We start from the raw sequence: 17,224 nt of genomic DNA, 5'->3' as shown, positions 1-17,224 counted from the left end.
AAAACGAGGCAAAAACGGCTCAAAATCGATCTAAAAACCTTCATTTTAACACTTTTTAACAAATTTCAACCTGGTTTTGAGGCGTTTTGAAAACTTTAAAAAGTATTAATTTACTCATATTAAACCTATTACACACCAAACAGTCGTTTTTTGGACTGTATTTTCCCTTAACTAAACAGCCCGGTTTTCCTTTTTGATCAGAAAAACCGGGCTGGTGTATGTACAAATATACGCAATATTGGGCGTAATACCTAAGCGCAGCCAAGATCATTACAGCAACCCGGATAATCTATTTTCTCATCATCTAATTGAACTTTCTGAATACTTATGCTGCAAAATTCCCGTTCAATCAGGGCACATCGGTAATAGAGTTAACCGCTGTGTCCTGATTTAATAGGAATATTCGCTTTATTTGGCCATGGATTATACTCAATTGAGGTTGAAATCACGAATATTTTTTATGTTTACAAAAAAACAAAACTTAGCTATGAAAGCTTTAAAAACACCCTTTTTTACTTTAATCTTTGCGTTAGCCGCTATCACCGTAATTTCGTGTAAATCAAAAAAACTGGTTCAAAAACCTGTACCGGTTGAAAACGAACAAACTTATGCGCCAAAGCCACAACCGGCTCCGGCTCCAAAACCTGCACCAAAAGAAACTCCGCCGCCACCACCGGCAAAACCAAACTATAACTTTAGCAATATCCAGTTTGAGTTTAACTCTGCTGTACTAAGAACATCTTCTTACCAAACACTTGACCAGGCTGCTGCCGAGATGAAGAAAGACCAAACCGTAAAATTTGTATTGAACGGAAACGCTTCATCAGAAGGTACGCCTGAACACAACATGGAATTATCTATTGAAAGAGCTAATTCGGTAAAATTATACCTGGTAAACAGCGGCATTAACGGTGATAACCTAACTGTGAAAGGTTATGGCGAAAGCAAACCAATTGCCGATAACAGCACTGAAGACGGCAGGGTTTTAAACCGCCGCGTAGAGATCAAACTGAACAACTAAGTTTTTTCGATCTTATATCAAAAGCCCGGCAGTTTAAACTACCGGGCTTTTTTGCTTTATAGTGGGCAACCATTCAGCTTTTTAGTCCGTAATTGTTGTGAGGGAGCAAGGATTTATGGAGCAAAGAACAAGGGACTATAGAGCAAGACTTGTGGAACAAAGAGTAAGGACAAAGGAAACTTTACAGCATTTGTTTTAAATCCGGGTTGCTTAAATCTTTGTTCTTTGCTCCATAAATCTTTGCTCCATAAATCCTAAAATGAAGCATATTATAAAAGGCATTTTAACGCTGCTGAATAGGCAGGAGAAAAGGCAATTGGGCAAACTCATCCTGCTCGACCTGCTGATCAGTGTGCTTGATATCGCTTTTTTGGGAATACTGCTACTGGTGATCGGTATTTACACTTCAACCAAAACTATCAATACGAGTTTTGCTTTTTTTCCCTCAAGCTGGTTCAACAAAAACTCCCTGCTGCTCATCAGCGTATTTCTGGTTCTTTTTTGTTTTAAAAACTGGATGGGTTATCTCATCATGCGTTTTCAGCATCATTTTTTTTATGGAGTGGCCTCACGTTTATCAAAAAAGAATATTATCCATTACCTGAAAAGCGATTACCTGAATTTTGTAAATGTCGATTCATCCATCCATATCCGGCAGATCAGCCAGCAGCCTATTGAGTTTAGTCATTATATCCTCACCAATGTTCAGCAGGTTATTTCGCAGGGAATACTTATCCTGTTTACCGTTTGCGCTATACTCATTTATCAGCCTGTGCTGTTTTTATTGTTGCTATTGTTACTGCTCCCGCCGGTAATTTTATTAGCCTGGTTTATCCGGAAACGATCAAAACAGATCAGGGTGAATACCAAACAGGCCAGCGAAAAAACCATCCAGCACTTACAGGAGTCGTTGGCCGGCTTTGTGGAGAGCAATATTTATAACAAAAGCAATTTTTTCACCAGCCGTTACCACAGCTATCAACAACAACTGAATGATAACCTGGCCGGGCAACAAACCTTGCAGGCTCTACCATCGCGCCTGGTAGAGATATTCGCGGTACTGGGCTTTTTTATATTGGTGCTCATCAATAAATACTGGACTACCGAACCCGTAATTGATCTGCTCACCATTGGTGTTTTTATGGCCGCTGCGTACAAGATCATCCCCGGCATTATCAAAATACTCAATAGCACCGGGCAGATTAAAACCTATGAATTTACGCTGAATGATCTGCTGAAAGCCTCACCTAAATCCTCTCCAAAGGAGAGGACTTCATTTGGCGGCTTTATCGGCTGTGACTCCCTCTCCCTTGGAGAGGGCCGGGGTGAGGCCGAGGCTGTCACCTCCATCCAATTCAATAATATCAGCTTCCGGTATAAGGATCATCAGATTCTAACAAATAGCAGTTTTAACATCCATAAGGGCGATCTGGCAGGAATATCGGCTGTATCTGGCAGGGGCAAAACCACGCTCATTAACCTACTATTAGGTTTTTTGGTGCCTGATGCCGGTGATATACTGGTCAATAATCAGTCGACGGATAATGCAAGCCGCAGGCTGTACTGGAACAGGATAGCTTATGTGAAGCAACAGGGTTATTTTATTCATGATACTATCCTCAAAAACATTACGCTAAGCGATGAGGAAAGCGACCATGAAAAACTGGCCGAAGCTATTGCCATATGTAGATTGAATCAATTACTAAACGGTAATGCCGAAGGATTGCACCGGGTGATCAGGGAAAATGGCAAAAACCTGAGTGGTGGGCAGCGTCAGCGTATTCTGCTTGCCCGGGCGCTTTACCATGATTTTGATGTACTGATACTGGATGAGCCGTTTGGCGAAATGGACCAACAAGCCGAGGAAGTTATTTTAATACAATTGCAACGCTTGGCCGCTTTGGGCAAGATCATCCTTTTTATTACCCATAATACGGCAAGCCTGGCCTATTGCAACAAACTGATAACACTGGAATGACCAAACAAAAAACCATAGTAATATTGAGCCCCGGTTTCCCGGCTGATGAAAACGATACTCCCTGCATACCGTCTATGCAGGTATTTGTAAAAGGGTTAAAGCAAAATAAACCCGGGCTGCATATTGTGGTTGTCAGTTTTCAATACCCGTTTAAAGCCGCACGATATGATTGGAATGGCGTTGAAGTGATAGCATTGGCGGGCAAGGGCAAAGGTCAATTATACCGCTTAATTACCTGGCGGCGGGTATGGCAAACGCTCAAACAACTACATAGCCGGTATGAATTGATAGGCCTCTTAAGCTTTTGGATGGGTGAGGCCGCCTACATGGGTAATCGCTTTGCCAAAAAGTACGGCTTACTACAGTATACCTGGCTGCTTGGTCAGGACGCCAAAGCAGGTAATCATTATGTAAAACAGGTAAAACCCACTGCCGGATCAATAATAGCCATATCCGATTTTTTGGCCAGGGAATTCAGCATCAATTATCATATAAAACCCAGACACACTATCCCTACGGGTATTGACACTTCGCTTTTTGGAGAACTACCTGCCAACAGAAATATTGATATTATAGGGGTAGGATCGCTGATACCATTGAAGCAATACAACCTGTTCATCCAGGTAATTAAAAGTCTTAGAAACGAGTTTCCGCATTTGAAGGCGGTGATATGCGGGAAGGGACCAGAGATGGAGAATCTTCAAAAACAGATCAGCAAGTTAAAACTGGACGATCATATCGCACTAAAAGGCGAGCTATCACACCCGGAAGTTTTGGCGCTGATGCAACGCTCCAAAATACTGCTGCACACATCGGCCTACGAAGGCTACAGTACCGTTTTAAGCGAAGGTTTGTATGCAGGCTGCCATGTGGTAAGCCTGGTTAAGGGAATGGATTTGCACCCGCCACAGCATCATATACCCGCTAATGTTGAAAATATACCGGGGATAATTAAAGAACTGCTTCACGACCCTAATTTACGGCATGAGCCGATACTGGCTTATCCTGTGGAAACGATTGCCAATAAGATTGCGGCTTTATTTGGGTGTTGAGTAAGATTCATTTGTTTAAAACCCAATGTCATTTCGAACGAACCACGATAATCTCCACAATTCAGGTTGTCATCCTGAGGAACGAAGGATCTATTCGCAGACAGTTCTGTAGTATAATAGATTCTTGGCAATGCTCAGAATGACAAGAGATTTTTTACTGTCCACTCAGGGTTTCTCCCAGAAGACCATGAGTAACAAAAAGTGGGTTTACATGGTTTACACTTTTCACGGTTAATATTTACATAAAAAAACTACTAATCAAACAATTAAATAATTAAACTCAACAAAAAGTGGGTTTACATGTAAACCATCCCATGAGTTCCTCTCGCAAAGCCGACTCACCCGGTCTACGCTTCGCTGGACCACCCTCTCTTCGCCTGCGGCGAAGAGAGGGTAGGGAAACTATTTTGTCATGCTGAACGCAGTGAAGCATCTATTATTGAACTTTTCAATCGTAGATTAGATCCTTCGTTCCTCAGGATGACAACACTAAAAAAAAGCCTCCTTGCCAGTTCAAGAGTCCTTCGCTTGAACTGCAATTAAAGTAAGCGTCCATGCTTACGATTGCAACATCAGACAAGTAAGTGTGGACGCTTACCCTAAAAAATCATTCAAGCGTGGACGCTTGAATGGGCGTCATAATCTGCTCACAAATACGCACCAGATCATCAGCGATATTTTTAAAAGTGAGATGTTGATGAAAATAAATCAGCACATCATCAGATAGCTTTTTTCGATCTACGTTACTTACAGAATAAAGCAATCTGGCCAGCGCATTTACGTCGCCGGGAGGGTATAAAAAACCACACCAGCCATTGCCGGTTATTTTTTGATAAGGAGGGATATTGGTAACCAGCGGAACACAGCCGCAGGCCATAGCCTCCAGCAAAGCATAACCACTGCCTTCTTTATGACTGCCCGAGATGTAAAAATCGGCGGCGCTATACCAATACGGTAACTCTTCATTAGCAACCCGGCCCACCAACACCACCGCGTTTGCCAGCGGTTTGCTGGAAGCAAACAATGCCATTACCTCATTGATCATATCTTCACTTTGGTAGATCATGTATAATTTGGCTGTAGGTTTTATCTTTAGATACTGCATAAAAGCTAACAGAACGGCCATGGGATCTTTATTGGCGTTTAACCTGCCCACCCATAAAAGATTGATTTCGCCCGTCATTTGGGTACGGGTTTTACTTATTTGCTTGTCTTGTTGTTTAAAGTTAGTGGAGGCTTCCAGCAATTCAAATATGAGAGCATCCTGTTTGATGATGTTTCTCCTTTTCCATGCTCCGGCATTACCGGCAGCGGTGAAAATAAAGGCATCGGCAAAACTACAGGCTATTTTTTGCAACCAGCCTTTGATACCGCTAAAGGGCAGCCCGCCGTGATGCTGGATCATGATTTTAAAACCTCTGCCACAAAACAACCGCAGGAAAATAACCTGCAGCGGAAAGATGAACCCCTGTACCAATATAATATCAGGCTTTAGCTTTTTGATGAACCGATGTGTTTTTAGCGTGATGGACCAAAAGCGGTTACACCCTTTAAAAAAATGATAGGGAACACCATCCATCACCACATGCTCTTCAAAAGAAGCATGTTTAACAAAGCAAAAGTCGATCTTATGGATAAGGTAAGGCGCAAAGGCCAGGGCAGGGGAATGGTTCTCCTTAACCTGGGCAGCATGAGTATAGTTGAGATGCGCGTAATATGTAAGATCAACCAGCTTTATCACTTTTTAAAATACTTGTGCTTTTTAAGTATAAAGGGGTGTCATGCTGAGCTCTGTCGAAGCATGGCGGGTAAGCCTCTGCGCTCAACCCTTCGACGAAGCTCAGGGTGACATCCCCACTTTTCTTTATATCACTTTTACTCACCTTTTAAAATATTTGATGATCCATAAATTCAAACGGGAAATTAAATTCGGGCAGATAGGCATGAATCTGTTCTATCAGCTCACCCAGGTTACCTTCCACATATTTGTAAGTATTTTCTATCCTGATCAAACTAAACCCGCCCCCCTTTAACACGGGTGCCAGTTGCTGTAATAATTCCTGGTCAAACAGGCGAATATTACCCTTATGCATCACCAGAAGCAAACGGGCAGCGTTAAGATTGTAGAAAGAATCAAGCGCGGATGTACCATCTTTTATGCGGGCAATTACCAGGTCGGCATTTTCTCCTGAGCTGATTTCACCGGTGTTCATCTGCCATATTTTTGCCGCATTATTATTCAGGGAATGAAATAATTCCTCGTCGGTAAGCAAACCTGTTTTGCGGGCCATGGCGATATGATCCCAGATGTTCCAGTTACCGGTAAGGGTGGAATCGGTGCCGAATAAAATAGCGGCATGCAGTTTTAACTGATTGATGGGGGCCGTTTTATTCAACAAATAATAGTTGGACTCCGGGCACCAGACAATGCCTTTAAAATTTGCCGCTTGTTTCGCCGTCATAGCTACGGCATGGATACCAATTAAAGACCGGTGCCCTTTATTCCAGCGGATAAGGCTATCAATTTCTGTCGAAGCGGTTTCATCTGTACCCTCGCCGGTATGTATCACCACGGGCAAATGTCGCTTTAATGGGTTGTTTAGTTTCAGTCGCCAGAGTTTTTCAAATCCTACGGAGTGCAGATCCTGTGTTTCTTCAAAAACATTGATCAAGGCATTATCAAGGGGCAAGCGTTCGCCATGATTAACCACGGTGGTAACGCCGCAAAGCAGATTTTTATATATGCCCCAGCTAATACGCAGCGGAGCGGGCACCCGCAGTACATGGTTTATCTCGGGCTTATATTGTTGATGGATATACGCGCCCCATTCGGTATAGTTTTTATAGGTACGGTTACCCAATTGCGGAAAAAGGTTAAAATCAAGATGATCGTGCGAATTGATCAATCCTGGAAATACAAGGGCACCGTCAAATTGCAAATCAGGAGCATCTCCGGTAATTGACACAGGTGTTACCTCCTCAATTTTGCCTTTATTGATCCTGACGTTTACAATTTGCCCGCCATCGGCCATTCGCAGCCCCTGGAGTATCATTATTCTTTTTTTAAATGAATACCATAAATCACCGGGAAACCTTTATACTTTTCGTACACATGCAAGGCATTTTGTTTTTCATAAAAAGGCTTCATGGTTTCGTCTATTTTGATTTCTTTCTGTAAAAGCAATTGAAAATTATTCCGGAGCAAAGCATCTTTAATAGTGTAGATGGGATGCACATAGTTGCGCACAGCCATCACGGCGTTATTATGTTTAAATGTCCGTTTGCCGCCGGATGCCAGTATATGCGGATGAAAATCGGTAATGATGAGCTCACCGCCGCTTTTTAACAAACGACTCCAGGCTTGCATAGCCTCTTCAATATCCTCAATATGGGCTACGGTAAGGGTAGATATGATCACGTCATAAGTTTCATCAGGGATCACCGAAAACAAATTATCGGTGATCATGTGGGTATGCGCCTGCGGATATTTTTCGTTAAGTTTTTTAAGCATCCCGCCAGATACATCAAAACCGGTTAAGGTACCAGGCTCTTTACTAAGCAGCAGCGACCAGTGCCGGCCGGTGCCGCAGCCAATATCAGCTACCTGTTTATTTTGGATATCAACCTTGCTGATGAGCCGTTCAAATAGCTGACCATCCAAATGCAGCATGAGGTTATCGGGCTGACTGTCATAGCTTCCGGCCCAGATATCATAGGCGTCTACCGCGCTTTTTTCTGCTACTGTGGCCAATGATCTTTTCTTTTGTAAATAATTTTTTATGGTTGCCAGCATGGTTTTCATCTTTATAACATTACGGTACAAACAGGCCTTAGGTTGCCCGTGCTTTTTTATTACTTACCCAGGCAACCACTACCCAATACCCAGCGTATTGTATAATGAACGGTTATAATTTTATGATTTAGGGTTGTGTAAGCGGTGGGTGTAAAAGCCCATCGCTTATCATTAAAATTAAATGACCAGTTTTTAAATATTCATGCGTCAAGAATAAATCTGTATGGCAAAAATTAATAAGGTAATACTATTTAACCCCAGAAGCGCTATAGCCAAATACCGTATACCCAATTCCATCCTCAATATCGCGGCCTCTATAGAAGGAAAATATGAATGGGCCATTGTTGACGGCAATTGTGAAGCCGACCCTATGGAGAAAATAGAAAGCTATTTAAGCACCGGTGAGTATGCTTACCTGGGCTTCACGGTAATGCCCGGCCCGCAGTTAAAGCAAGCCATTGAAATAGCCAAAGCCATCAAAATAAATTATCCCTATACTACCATGATCTGGGGTGGGTATTTTCCTTCTAACCAGCCCAAAGTGGTACTGGATTCCAAATATGTTGATTTTATTATCAACGGTCCGGGTGATAATGCTTTTCCTTTATTGATAGATGCCCTGGAGAACAGTAAACCATACGAGTTTATCAAAAACCTGATCTACAAGGCCGATGGTAAAATAACCAAAACCATCAAGGAGGATCTGCTTGATCAGGATTCATTACCGCCACTGCCTTATGATAAGCTGAACAATTTTTATCCCATACCTAAATTCCTGGGTAAAACCTATTTAGGCGAGCATACACTGGCTTATCATTCCAGTATAGGTTGTCCGTTTACCTGCTCTTTTTGTGCAGTGGTGCCCATTTACGAGGCCCGCTGGAAAGCCAAATCGGCACAAACGGTTTATAAGGATGTGAAATACATTAAAGACAAGTGGGGCGCCGATGCCATAGAATTTCACGACAATAACTTTTTTGTATCCGAAAAACGCGCGGTAGATTTTTCCAAACTCATCAAGCCCGAAAGCATGACCTGGTGGGGCATGGCCCGCATCGACACCATGGATAAGTTTAAGGATTCATCACTGGAAATTATCCGCGAATCGGGCTGTAAATGTATTTTCTTTGGCGCCGAAAGCGGCAATAACGATATCCTGGAACAGATGGATAAAGGTGGTACCCAAACCGGAGAGCAGATCATACGGTTTGCGGAGCGATTAAAAAAGTTTGACATTATACCCGAATATTCATTTGTATTAGGCACACCGGCAGCAACGCCAGAGAAAGTGCAGAAACAAATAGATTTCGAGATCAATTTTATTAAACAGGTAAAGGCTGTTAATCCTAAAACCGAAATTGTTATTTATACCTATACACCAGTGCCCACAGAGGGATCTGAATTGTATAAGCAGGTTTTGGAGTCGGGTTTTGCATACCCTCAAATACTGGAAGACTGGATAAGTCCGGCCTGGGAAAGTTTTGATCTGCGCAAGAATCCATTAACACCTTGGATAAAACCGGAGATGATAGATAAAATCCGAAATTTTGAAACCGTATTAAACGGCGTTTATCCTACTGTTACAGATATCAGACTGAACGAGCTCAAGAGAAAGTCGATCAAATTACTCTCAACCCTGCGTTACAAAACAAATCTGTACAAGTATCCATACGAAATAAAGCTGCTGCAAAGGTTCTGGAAATACCGCCAGCCGGAGATCCAGGGTTTTTAATTGTGTTTAAGATTTTAGTTATGCCAGGTCAGTCGTTATATCATACTTTTAAGCGTTACCGCACACTGCAAACGCATAGGATATCAGCATTACCCATTGTGATATTAATGCCGCACAGCGCCTGTAACTGCCGTTGTGTGATGTGTGATATCTGGAAGGACAACAAAAACCTGAAACAACTAACCGAGGCGGATATCAACGGCTTATTCGCTTCACTAAAAAAACTGGGTACCAAGCAAGTGCTCATGTCTGGTGGCGAGGCTTTATTAAATACCAATTTCTTTGCGCTGTGCCGCATCCTTAAAAATGCCGGTATCAAAGTAACGCTGCTCACCACCGGTTTATCCATAAAAAGCAATGCAGAGCAATTGTTGACCTGGGTTGACGATCTGATTGTATCCTTAGATGGTGATGAACCCCTGCATGATGCTATCCGGAACATTCCCAACGCTTTTCGTAAGCTTAAGGAAGGGGTGGAGTATATCAAAAAAATAAACCCGGCCTATCGCATAACCGGTCGCACGGTGATACATCGGCTCAACTACCGTAACTGGCCGGCCATTATCGCCGAATCAAAAAAAATGGGACTCGACCAGGTGAGCTTTTTGCCCGCGGATGTAAGCAGTCATGCCTTTAACCGCCAGCAGGCCTGGGAAGAACCCCGGCAGGATGAAATACGGATAGCAGAGCGCGAACTTCCCGAATTGAATGAAGTAGTCAATTACCTGATGACCGAATACGCTGCAGAATTTGACAACCGCTTTATTGCCGAAAGCCGGGAAAAGATCAGGGACATTTATCATTATTATGCCGCTTTTTATGGCTTGAATGATTTCCCTTTTAAAAAATGCAATGCGCCTTGGGTATCAACAGTTGTAGAAGCCGATGGCACTGTGCGGCCATGTTTTTTTATGGAAACCATGGGCAATATCAGGGATACCCCGCTCAAACAGATCATCAACAGCGACGAGGCGATCGCTTTTCGCAAGGCGTTGGATACTTCAGGGCACTCAACCTGTGTAAAATGCGTTTGCTCGCTTAACCTGTCGCCATTAACCAGTGTCGCTTAACCTATGGAACAGTTAAATCATATACTTTTTACGCATTCCTATTTTTTGCGTTTCGACCCCAAACAATGGGCTCAGGGGCAGCCATATCCACCATTGGGCACTTTATATGCGGCTTCACTGATGCGGCAAAATAACTACCAGGTATCGCTTTTTGATACCATGTTCAGTCATACTCCGTTGGAGATCACCGATCTGCTGGATAAAACCCGTCCCGGCTTCTTTGTGATCTATGATGATGGTTTTAATTATCTCACCAAAATGTGCCTCACCAATATGCGCGAGGCTGCTTTTGCCATGTGCAAACTGGCCAAAGAGCGTGGCTGCACCGTCATTGTGGCCAGTTCCGATTCAACCGATCGCTTCAAAGAATACCTGGCCGAGGGCGCCGACTTCGTGATCATCGGCGAAGCAGAACAGACTTTATTGGAACTGGTTACCACCATAAAAAAAGGAGAAGATTTTTCTCATATACAAGGCCTTGCTTATCTTCAGGATAACGTCCCGGTTAAAACACTGGGTCGCCCGGTGCTTAAGGATCTGGATAGTTTGCCGCTACCTGCCTGGGATCTGGTTAACATTGCCCCATATCGCGAATGCTGGCTGCAGCATAAAGGCTATTTTTCACTTAACGTGGGTACCACCCGCGGCTGTCCGTTTAAATGCAACTGGTGCGCCAAGCCTATCTATGGCAACCGTTACAACTCGCGCAGCCCCGAAAATGTGATTACGGAACTGAAGCTGATGGAGGAGATGTTCAACATGGATCATATCTGGTTTTGTGATGATATTTTTGGCTTAAAACCCGGCTGGGTAGTTGAATTTGCCAAACTGGTAAAGCAGGAAGGCCTGCAGTTTAAATACAAACTGCAATCCCGGGCCGATCTGTTACTGGATGATGAAACCGTAGAAGCTTTAGCAGCATCGGGCTGTGATAATGTTTGGATAGGCGCGGAAAGCGGATCGCAAAAAATATTGGATGCCATGGATAAGGGTACAACCATACAACAGATATACACCGCTACCCAAATGATGAAGAAGCACGGCATCAAACCATCTTTCTTTATCCAGTTTGGTTATCCGGGCGAAACCAAGGAAGATATCAGGCAAACCATCCGCATGATCAATCGCCTGTTACCGCATGAAATTGGCATCTCGGTTTCGTATCCGCTGCCTGGTACGCTGTTTTATGAAAAAGTAAAGGCCGATCTGCAGCAAAAAACCAACTGGACCGACTCCGACGAGATGGCACTGATGTTCAGCAATACTTTTAAACCAGCATACTACAAACAGTTGCATAAATACGTACATCAGAACTATCACGCGCATCTGGCTAAACATAGTCTGGTGCAGCTGTTGAGCAATCCCTTTAAACCGAGCGTAAAACGCATCCGCAAAGCAGCATCCGTATTATACCATGCACCCGCTATGATGATAGAGCGGTTTAAACTTAACCAACTGGAAAAAGCATCATGACAAACAGTATCAGCATAGCGAGTACTAACGAAACCGATGCCTCGACAGCTTTTAGCCGGCAATCGGTTATTTTTGATGAGATCTACTCCACCAATACCATTGTTAACTATAAACGGGCGAGGGTACGACAACATGTTTTGCAATACCTTACACCCAACAGCAGTATACTGGAGCTTAACAGCGGTACCGGCGAAGATGCCTTGTTTTTTGCCCAAAATGGTCACCGGGTACACGCTACCGATATATCAACCGGAATGCAGCAGGTACTGCGCCAAAAAACAGAAGCTTACCGCGACCAGATCAGCACAGAAATTTGCTCATTTACCCAACTGGAGCAATTACAAAACCAGGGGCCATTTGACCATATATTCTCCAACTTTGGCGGTCTCAATTGTACCGGCGAACTGGACAAGGTTCTTTTATCCTTTGATAAACTTTTAAAGCCCGGCGGCAAGGTAACCCTGGTGGTTATTCCAAGCTTTTGTCTATGGGAAACACTGTTGGTTTTTAAAGGAAAATTCAAAACCGCCTTCCGCAGGTTTTTTAGCAGCAAGGGACGTACCGCACATATTGAGGGTACTTATTTTAAGTGCTGGTATTACAATTCATCATTCATTATCAAAACATTACAACAATCATATAAAGTATTACACATGGAGGGACTTTGCACTATCGTACCACCATCCTACATAGAAGGCTTTGCCGAAAAGCATCCAAAAGCTTACCAACTCCTGAAAAATAAAGAGGATAAATTAAAAAGCCGCTGGCCCTGGAAATACATGGGCGATTATTTTATTATTTCGTTAGAGAAGAAGTAACAAAACTATTCGGAAGTATTTCACTTGCGCTTGTTTGCAACAAGTGCTTAATATGGTCAAGCGATTGCATCGCTTCTAAAAAGTATCTCCATTAGATTTGGACTTCGCGTTATAAACGCAAACCCATGTTAAGCACTCGTTGCAAACGAGCGCAAGGAGAAAATAGGGTTAATTACAAAAAGAGTTTCACTTGCGCTCGTTTGCAACGAGCGCTTAATATGGTCAAGCGATTGCATCGCTTCTAAAAATATTCCTTATTTTAGTTGAAACCTTATCCCATATGTCAGATCAATACCGTGTCAGAAATCCTGAAGAAGTTTATTTCGTTACTTTCACCATTGTTGATTGGGTTGACATCTTCACCAGACCAGCATATAAGCAACTTATAATCGAATCTTTAATTTACTGTCAACAACAAAAGGGACTGGAGGTTTATGGATATTGTTTGATGACAAATCATTTGCACCTGCTTGTTTCTACCAAACACCCCGCTATTTTACCAGACATTATTCGCGATTTTAAAAAATACACCAGTAAGGAGATAGTTAAGCTAATACAAGACGAACCCGAAAGTCGTAGAGATTGGATCCTTTATCGATTTCAATACCATACAAAATATAGTAGTCGTGTGCAGGATTACAAAGTATGGCAAGATGGCTATCACGGAATAGCGTGCGACAACGCCAGCATACTTTCACAGAAGCTGGATTATATTCATAATAATCCTGTGCGCGCCGGTATTGTTATTATACCTGAGTATTATCAATATAGTTCGGCTGCAAATTATGCTGGTGAAGAGGGAATGATGAATGTAGTATTATTAGATTTTGGGTTCGCGTTTTAAACGCTCACCCATTTTAAGCACTCGTTGCAAACAAGCGCGAGTGATAAATGACATAGTGGTGATTTAACCGTATCAGTTCGCTACGCTATGCTGGTTTTCTACCAGCAACTGCGCTATCCTTGTTTCGTAGCGACTGATCAAACTAATTTGAAAATTCTTTGGATCTGGTTTGGCATAATGCTTACCGGTTGCCATGGCCAGCAGCATACCATGATCGTTTAACCTTTTCTCGCGGGTTTTCTGCTCCCAGCGACTGGCCGTTATCCTCATGAACTTGTTGTCCAATAACTCACCCAGGCGATTGTTCAATAACCATTCAACGAGACTTTTTAGCGGCAATCTGCTTAAAGGTTTGGCCGTTGACACCCGCATGATGTGGTTGGGCAGATAATCACGCGTCCAGGCGTTGGCAGTAAAAAAGTCGGCAAAGGTGGTATCACCCTGTATCGGGATCAGGGTAACCACCTCGGTGGCTGTGTAGATATTCTTTTCGGCAATTTCCAGTTGCTGTTCATCGATATAATAATTCATGCAGAAGTAATGTTCACGATTAACCAGGAAGGTGAGTTTCTTTAAAAAGTGCATCAGCGTACGGGCCACCCACATGCGATTGGGAGCAGTAACAATAAACAAGTCGATGTCTGACTCGGCATCAGCATAATTTTTTGATAAGGAGCCCGAAATAGCAATGCCGCGCACATAAGGGAAACGGATAAGAATATTGCCTACTTTACGTGCCGTTTTGATCATTTCGACAGCTTTCTGGTTCCCTTCGTTTCTTCTTTTCACCAGGTAGGGGTCATTCTTCAGCATGTAGAACCGATCGAACCGGTAAATCAGCCTGCAGCTTACCAGGCAGCTCATAGCGATATCAAAACTTACGGCGTCGCATTTAACGGGCAGAAACAAACTTATCTCTTCCCGCGTAAGCGGATAGTTGAACACATCGAAGTAAGCCAGTGTTGCTAATATGTTTTTTTTGATCTCTGCCACGGTGCGGTTTATTTATGTATACTATTATGACGTAACAGCCAATACGTTGGTTGCCAGCGGAATTAAATATTCATCAGCTTTTTGCTCCTCACTGATAATGGTTTCATAATCAGGAGCAGAGAACATAAAAAAGGAAAAGAAAAAGCTGTAAAACATCACACCTTTATCTACATCCAGTACGTTTTCGCTTACCGACACCACAGCTATGATCAGCATAAAACTGATGAATAGCACATCTTTTCTTTTAAAGGCTATCTTAAAGCCATAAATCAGTGTCAGTATATAAACAGCCAATCCCCATACACCCGATTTCAAAACGAAACTGATATACTGATTGTGGGAGTTTAGTCCGTTGAGATAGGAGCTGTACATTTTGGCGTTGTAAAAATCGTCCTTCAGCAGGCTAACTTCCGAGCCTGAACCGTACCCTAATAAGGGTCTGTCTTTTATCCGCGCGGCAGCAACCCGCCAGCGTTCAAAACGCGAATCAGAGTTCCGGGGTAGGGTTTTATCCGTCGAAACGTCTTCTTTCAGGAGGGTTACGTAGCGATCTCTAAAAGTTGAAATGCTTAAAATAGCGACGATACCGGTTACAGTGATCAACCATCCGGTAATCATGTATCGCCGGCGCTGTTTTCCTTGTAACAGGTATAGCGGCAGTACCACATTTACAGCTACAAACAGGATAATCAATATTGATTTGGAACTCAACTGAATCATCCCGCTTATCAGGATAAGGCAACTGATGATATATATATTTCTTAACCATTTGGATGTTACTCCCCTGATCAAAACAGACAAAAGATAAACCAGTGAGATAACCAGCTGAAAAGAGAAAAAAGTAGCGTGAATTTTTAATGGACCCGAGAAATTATGATTGGTAAACCCTTCACCGAAAACAGCCCGTAAAGGCATATGATAAAACCTGACGGTAATCAAAACCATCGTGAACAGGTAAAAAACCGTTAACGCGCATACCAGCGAAAACCCCATCAGCAAGTTTTCCCGGTATTTTTTCCAATCGAGGCCATTGAGCAGGAACACAACCGGGAACAGTAAGAGCGGGATACGCAAAGTCCATTCATTAAAAGCAGCTTTTGGGTTGATGCTATAAATGGTGGCAATGATGGTAATAAACAAAACGGAGGGCAATATCAGCAATTTAAAAGAGCGCAATGATTTCACCCTGCTTTTATCCAGATGAATGAGCGTATGCAGTGTAAAACTAATAAGAATGATATGGCTGTAAAACATATCAAAAGGCAGGCTTGCCATAAGCAAGAGCACATGGTAATAGCTTATCCTGTTGGCTGGTGTATCATTAATAAGCAACAATTGCTTCATGATTGGCATGTTTATAGCTTTCTACAATAAATTCCTCATACTGATCAATCACCCGTTCCCAATTAAACTGATCCTGTATCTTATGGAGGTTATTCATTACCATACTTTTTTCTGGGTCTTTCCGCTGCACGGTTTCCACCAGCTCCTGTACTTCACCTGCATTGGAGAAATAAAAAGCGTCGGTATTCAGTACCGATTTATTGAAAGGGTTGTTGTGTGCGGCTATCAGCGCTTCGCTGGCCATGGCTTCCAGCAGGGACGGATTGGTACCGCCAACGCTATGCCCATGAAAATACAGGTAGGAGTTATTTTGCAGCGACCGTACTTTTGGGGTATCAAAAATAGCCCCTTTAAATTCTATGCGCTCGTCGTTATTAAATTTGTTGGTGATGTATTTGCCAAAGCGGTTGCCCGTATCACCTAATACCTTGAACTTTCTGTTGGAATTACTTCTGTTAAAGCCATCTAAAATGGTTTCGATATTATTTTCGGGCTCCATACGCGCCATCAGCAGGAAATAATCTTCTTTCATAGCCTCGTTAAAGTCGTACTGTTCACGTTCCTGATCCGAGTACACATCGGCTCCGTAGGGGATGTATTCACTGCTGATGTTGTACTTATCGGCCAGGTATGATTTGATCACCCTGGAATCGGCCACATAATAATGACTGTATTTTACGGCCAGCTTTTCGGCATATTTTAAAAATTGCTGTACCGGTTTGGAGTATTTCGACCGTTTCCACTCCATACCATCCATATTGGTGATGATAGTGCTATTTTTTGGATACAACCTACCCCAAACCGAGCTGCTGGTATATCCCATAATCAGCACCACATCAAAGTTATTTTTACGGGCATCCAGCAGGCAGTTCATATCATAGATGAATTGTCCGGCGGTACCAATCAGGTATTCCGGATCGTAGCAGTGTTTTATTTCCACACCGTTCCAGCTGTCCTGGGTGTAGGGGTGGTTGTGCGAATTGTAAACAGTTACCGAGTGCCCGCGTTTTACCAAACCGGCCGATACATACTCAGATATATGCTCAAATCCGCCGTAATAATTGGGGATGCCCCGGGTTCCTAAAATGGTTATGCGTAATTTCATG

The 17,224-nt window shown here is 42.9% G+C and carries 14 protein-coding genes; 8 read left to right on the top strand and 6 right to left on the bottom strand.

What is annotated here, in order from left to right; translation table 11 throughout:
- The first annotated feature begins 487 nt into the window (after positions 1-487).
- From G7092_RS04065 to G7092_RS04055, 3 genes are all read left to right on the top strand, one after another.
- Positions 488-1,021, top strand: coding sequence for an OmpA family protein (locus tag G7092_RS04065; protein WP_166086449.1), 534 nt, complete (start codon positions 488-490; stop codon positions 1,019-1,021).
- Positions 1,022-1,280: 259 nt separating this feature from the next.
- On the top strand, positions 1,281-2,999 hold the full coding sequence (locus G7092_RS04060; protein ID WP_166086446.1) for an ATP-binding cassette domain-containing protein: 1,719 nt from the start codon (positions 1,281-1,283) through the stop codon (positions 2,997-2,999).
- The gene (locus G7092_RS04055; protein WP_166086443.1) at positions 2,996-4,051 is read left to right on the top strand and encodes a glycosyltransferase family 1 protein; all 1,056 of its coding nucleotides are present in this window, start codon (positions 2,996-2,998) and stop codon (positions 4,049-4,051) included. Before G7092_RS04060 ends, G7092_RS04055 begins: the two co-directional genes overlap by 4 nt.
- Before the next feature lie 607 nt (positions 4,052-4,658).
- Here G7092_RS04055 and G7092_RS04050 read toward each other — a convergent pair.
- The 3 genes from G7092_RS04050 to G7092_RS04040 all read right to left on the bottom strand — a co-directional run bounded on the left by G7092_RS04050 (position 4,659) and on the right by G7092_RS04040 (position 7,844).
- Positions 4,659-5,792 carry a glycosyltransferase family 4 protein gene (locus tag G7092_RS04050; protein ID WP_166086441.1) on the bottom strand — a complete coding sequence of 378 codons (1,134 nt, stop codon included), beginning with the start codon at positions 5,790-5,792 and terminating at the stop codon, positions 4,659-4,661.
- Between the two features lie 145 nt (positions 5,793-5,937).
- The gene (locus G7092_RS04045) at positions 5,938-7,104 is read right to left on the bottom strand and encodes an amidohydrolase family protein (RefSeq protein ID WP_166086439.1); all 1,167 of its coding nucleotides are present in this window, start codon (positions 7,102-7,104) and stop codon (positions 5,938-5,940) included.
- On the bottom strand, positions 7,104-7,844 hold the full coding sequence (locus G7092_RS04040; protein WP_166086437.1) for a class I SAM-dependent methyltransferase: 741 nt from the start codon (positions 7,842-7,844) through the stop codon (positions 7,104-7,106). Before G7092_RS04040 ends, G7092_RS04045 begins: the two co-directional genes overlap by 1 nt.
- A gap of 223 nt (positions 7,845-8,067) precedes the next feature.
- Between G7092_RS04040 and G7092_RS04035 the strand changes: the two genes are divergently transcribed.
- The 5 genes from G7092_RS04035 (at position 8,068) to G7092_RS04015 (ending at position 13,781) form a co-directional block, all read left to right on the top strand.
- A complete protein-coding gene (locus tag G7092_RS04035; RefSeq protein WP_202985214.1) occupies positions 8,068-9,576 on the top strand; it encodes a B12-binding domain-containing radical SAM protein in 1,509 nt (502 codons plus the stop codon).
- Between the two features lie 2 nt (positions 9,577-9,578).
- On the top strand, positions 9,579-10,646 hold the full coding sequence (locus G7092_RS04030) for a radical SAM protein (RefSeq protein WP_166086435.1): 1,068 nt from the start codon (positions 9,579-9,581) through the stop codon (positions 10,644-10,646).
- A gap of 3 nt (positions 10,647-10,649) precedes the next feature.
- Positions 10,650-12,119, top strand: coding sequence for a B12-binding domain-containing radical SAM protein (locus G7092_RS04025; protein WP_166086433.1), 1,470 nt, complete (start codon positions 10,650-10,652; stop codon positions 12,117-12,119).
- Positions 12,116-12,937 (top strand): class I SAM-dependent methyltransferase, encoded by an 822-nt coding sequence (locus G7092_RS04020; RefSeq protein WP_166086431.1) that lies wholly within the window; start codon positions 12,116-12,118, stop codon positions 12,935-12,937. Before G7092_RS04025 ends, G7092_RS04020 begins: the two co-directional genes overlap by 4 nt.
- Before the next feature lie 280 nt (positions 12,938-13,217).
- Positions 13,218-13,781, top strand: coding sequence for an REP-associated tyrosine transposase (locus tag G7092_RS04015; protein WP_166086429.1), 564 nt, complete (start codon positions 13,218-13,220; stop codon positions 13,779-13,781).
- Between the two features lie 72 nt (positions 13,782-13,853).
- Here the strand turns inward: G7092_RS04015 and G7092_RS04010 are convergent, their stop codons facing one another.
- Genes G7092_RS04010 through G7092_RS04000 form a run of 3 tightly spaced genes read right to left on the bottom strand, consistent with a single transcriptional unit; the run spans position 13,854 to position 17,223 of the window.
- The gene (locus G7092_RS04010) at positions 13,854-14,774 is read right to left on the bottom strand and encodes a hypothetical protein (protein WP_166086427.1); all 921 of its coding nucleotides are present in this window, start codon (positions 14,772-14,774) and stop codon (positions 13,854-13,856) included.
- Positions 14,775-14,798: 24 nt separating this feature from the next.
- The gene (locus G7092_RS04005) at positions 14,799-16,118 is read right to left on the bottom strand and encodes an O-antigen ligase family protein (protein ID WP_166086425.1); all 1,320 of its coding nucleotides are present in this window, start codon (positions 16,116-16,118) and stop codon (positions 14,799-14,801) included.
- Positions 16,096-17,223, bottom strand: coding sequence for a DUF1972 domain-containing protein (locus G7092_RS04000; RefSeq protein WP_166086423.1), 1,128 nt, complete (start codon positions 17,221-17,223; stop codon positions 16,096-16,098). Before G7092_RS04000 ends, G7092_RS04005 begins: the two co-directional genes overlap by 23 nt.
- Between the last annotated feature and the right edge of the window lies 1 nt (position 17,224).

The organism is Mucilaginibacter inviolabilis (genome assembly GCF_011089895.1).
Classification (GTDB): domain Bacteria; phylum Bacteroidota; class Bacteroidia; order Sphingobacteriales; family Sphingobacteriaceae; genus Mucilaginibacter; species Mucilaginibacter inviolabilis.
This window is presented reverse-complemented; position numbering and strand designations above follow the sequence as displayed.

Bases quoted from the DNA above. Each gene is read 5' to 3' on its own strand.
- G7092_RS04015 (WP_166086429.1), top strand. From the start codon at position 13,218: ATGTCAGATCAATACCGTGTCAGAAATCCTGAAGAAGTTTATTTCGTT.
- G7092_RS04035 (WP_202985214.1), top strand. From the start codon at position 8,068: ATGGCAAAAATTAATAAGGTAATACTATTTAACCCCAGAAGCGCTATA.
- G7092_RS04025 (WP_166086433.1), top strand. From the start codon at position 10,650: ATGGAACAGTTAAATCATATACTTTTTACGCATTCCTATTTTTTGCGT.
- G7092_RS04020 (WP_166086431.1), top strand. From the start codon at position 12,116: ATGACAAACAGTATCAGCATAGCGAGTACTAACGAAACCGATGCCTCG.
- G7092_RS04060 (WP_166086446.1), top strand. From the start codon at position 1,281: ATGAAGCATATTATAAAAGGCATTTTAACGCTGCTGAATAGGCAGGAG.
- G7092_RS04045 (WP_166086439.1), bottom strand. From the start codon at position 7,104: ATGATACTCCAGGGGCTGCGAATGGCCGATGGCGGGCAAATTGTAAAC.
- G7092_RS04040 (WP_166086437.1), bottom strand. From the start codon at position 7,844: ATGCTGGCAACCATAAAAAATTATTTACAAAAGAAAAGATCATTGGCC.
- G7092_RS04000 (WP_166086423.1), bottom strand. From the start codon at position 17,223: ATGAAATTACGCATAACCATTTTAGGAACCCGGGGCATCCCCAATTAT.
- G7092_RS04055 (WP_166086443.1), top strand. From the start codon at position 2,996: ATGACCAAACAAAAAACCATAGTAATATTGAGCCCCGGTTTCCCGGCT.
- G7092_RS04065 (WP_166086449.1), top strand. From the start codon at position 488: ATGAAAGCTTTAAAAACACCCTTTTTTACTTTAATCTTTGCGTTAGCC.
- G7092_RS04005 (WP_166086425.1), bottom strand. From the start codon at position 16,118: ATGAAGCAATTGTTGCTTATTAATGATACACCAGCCAACAGGATAAGC.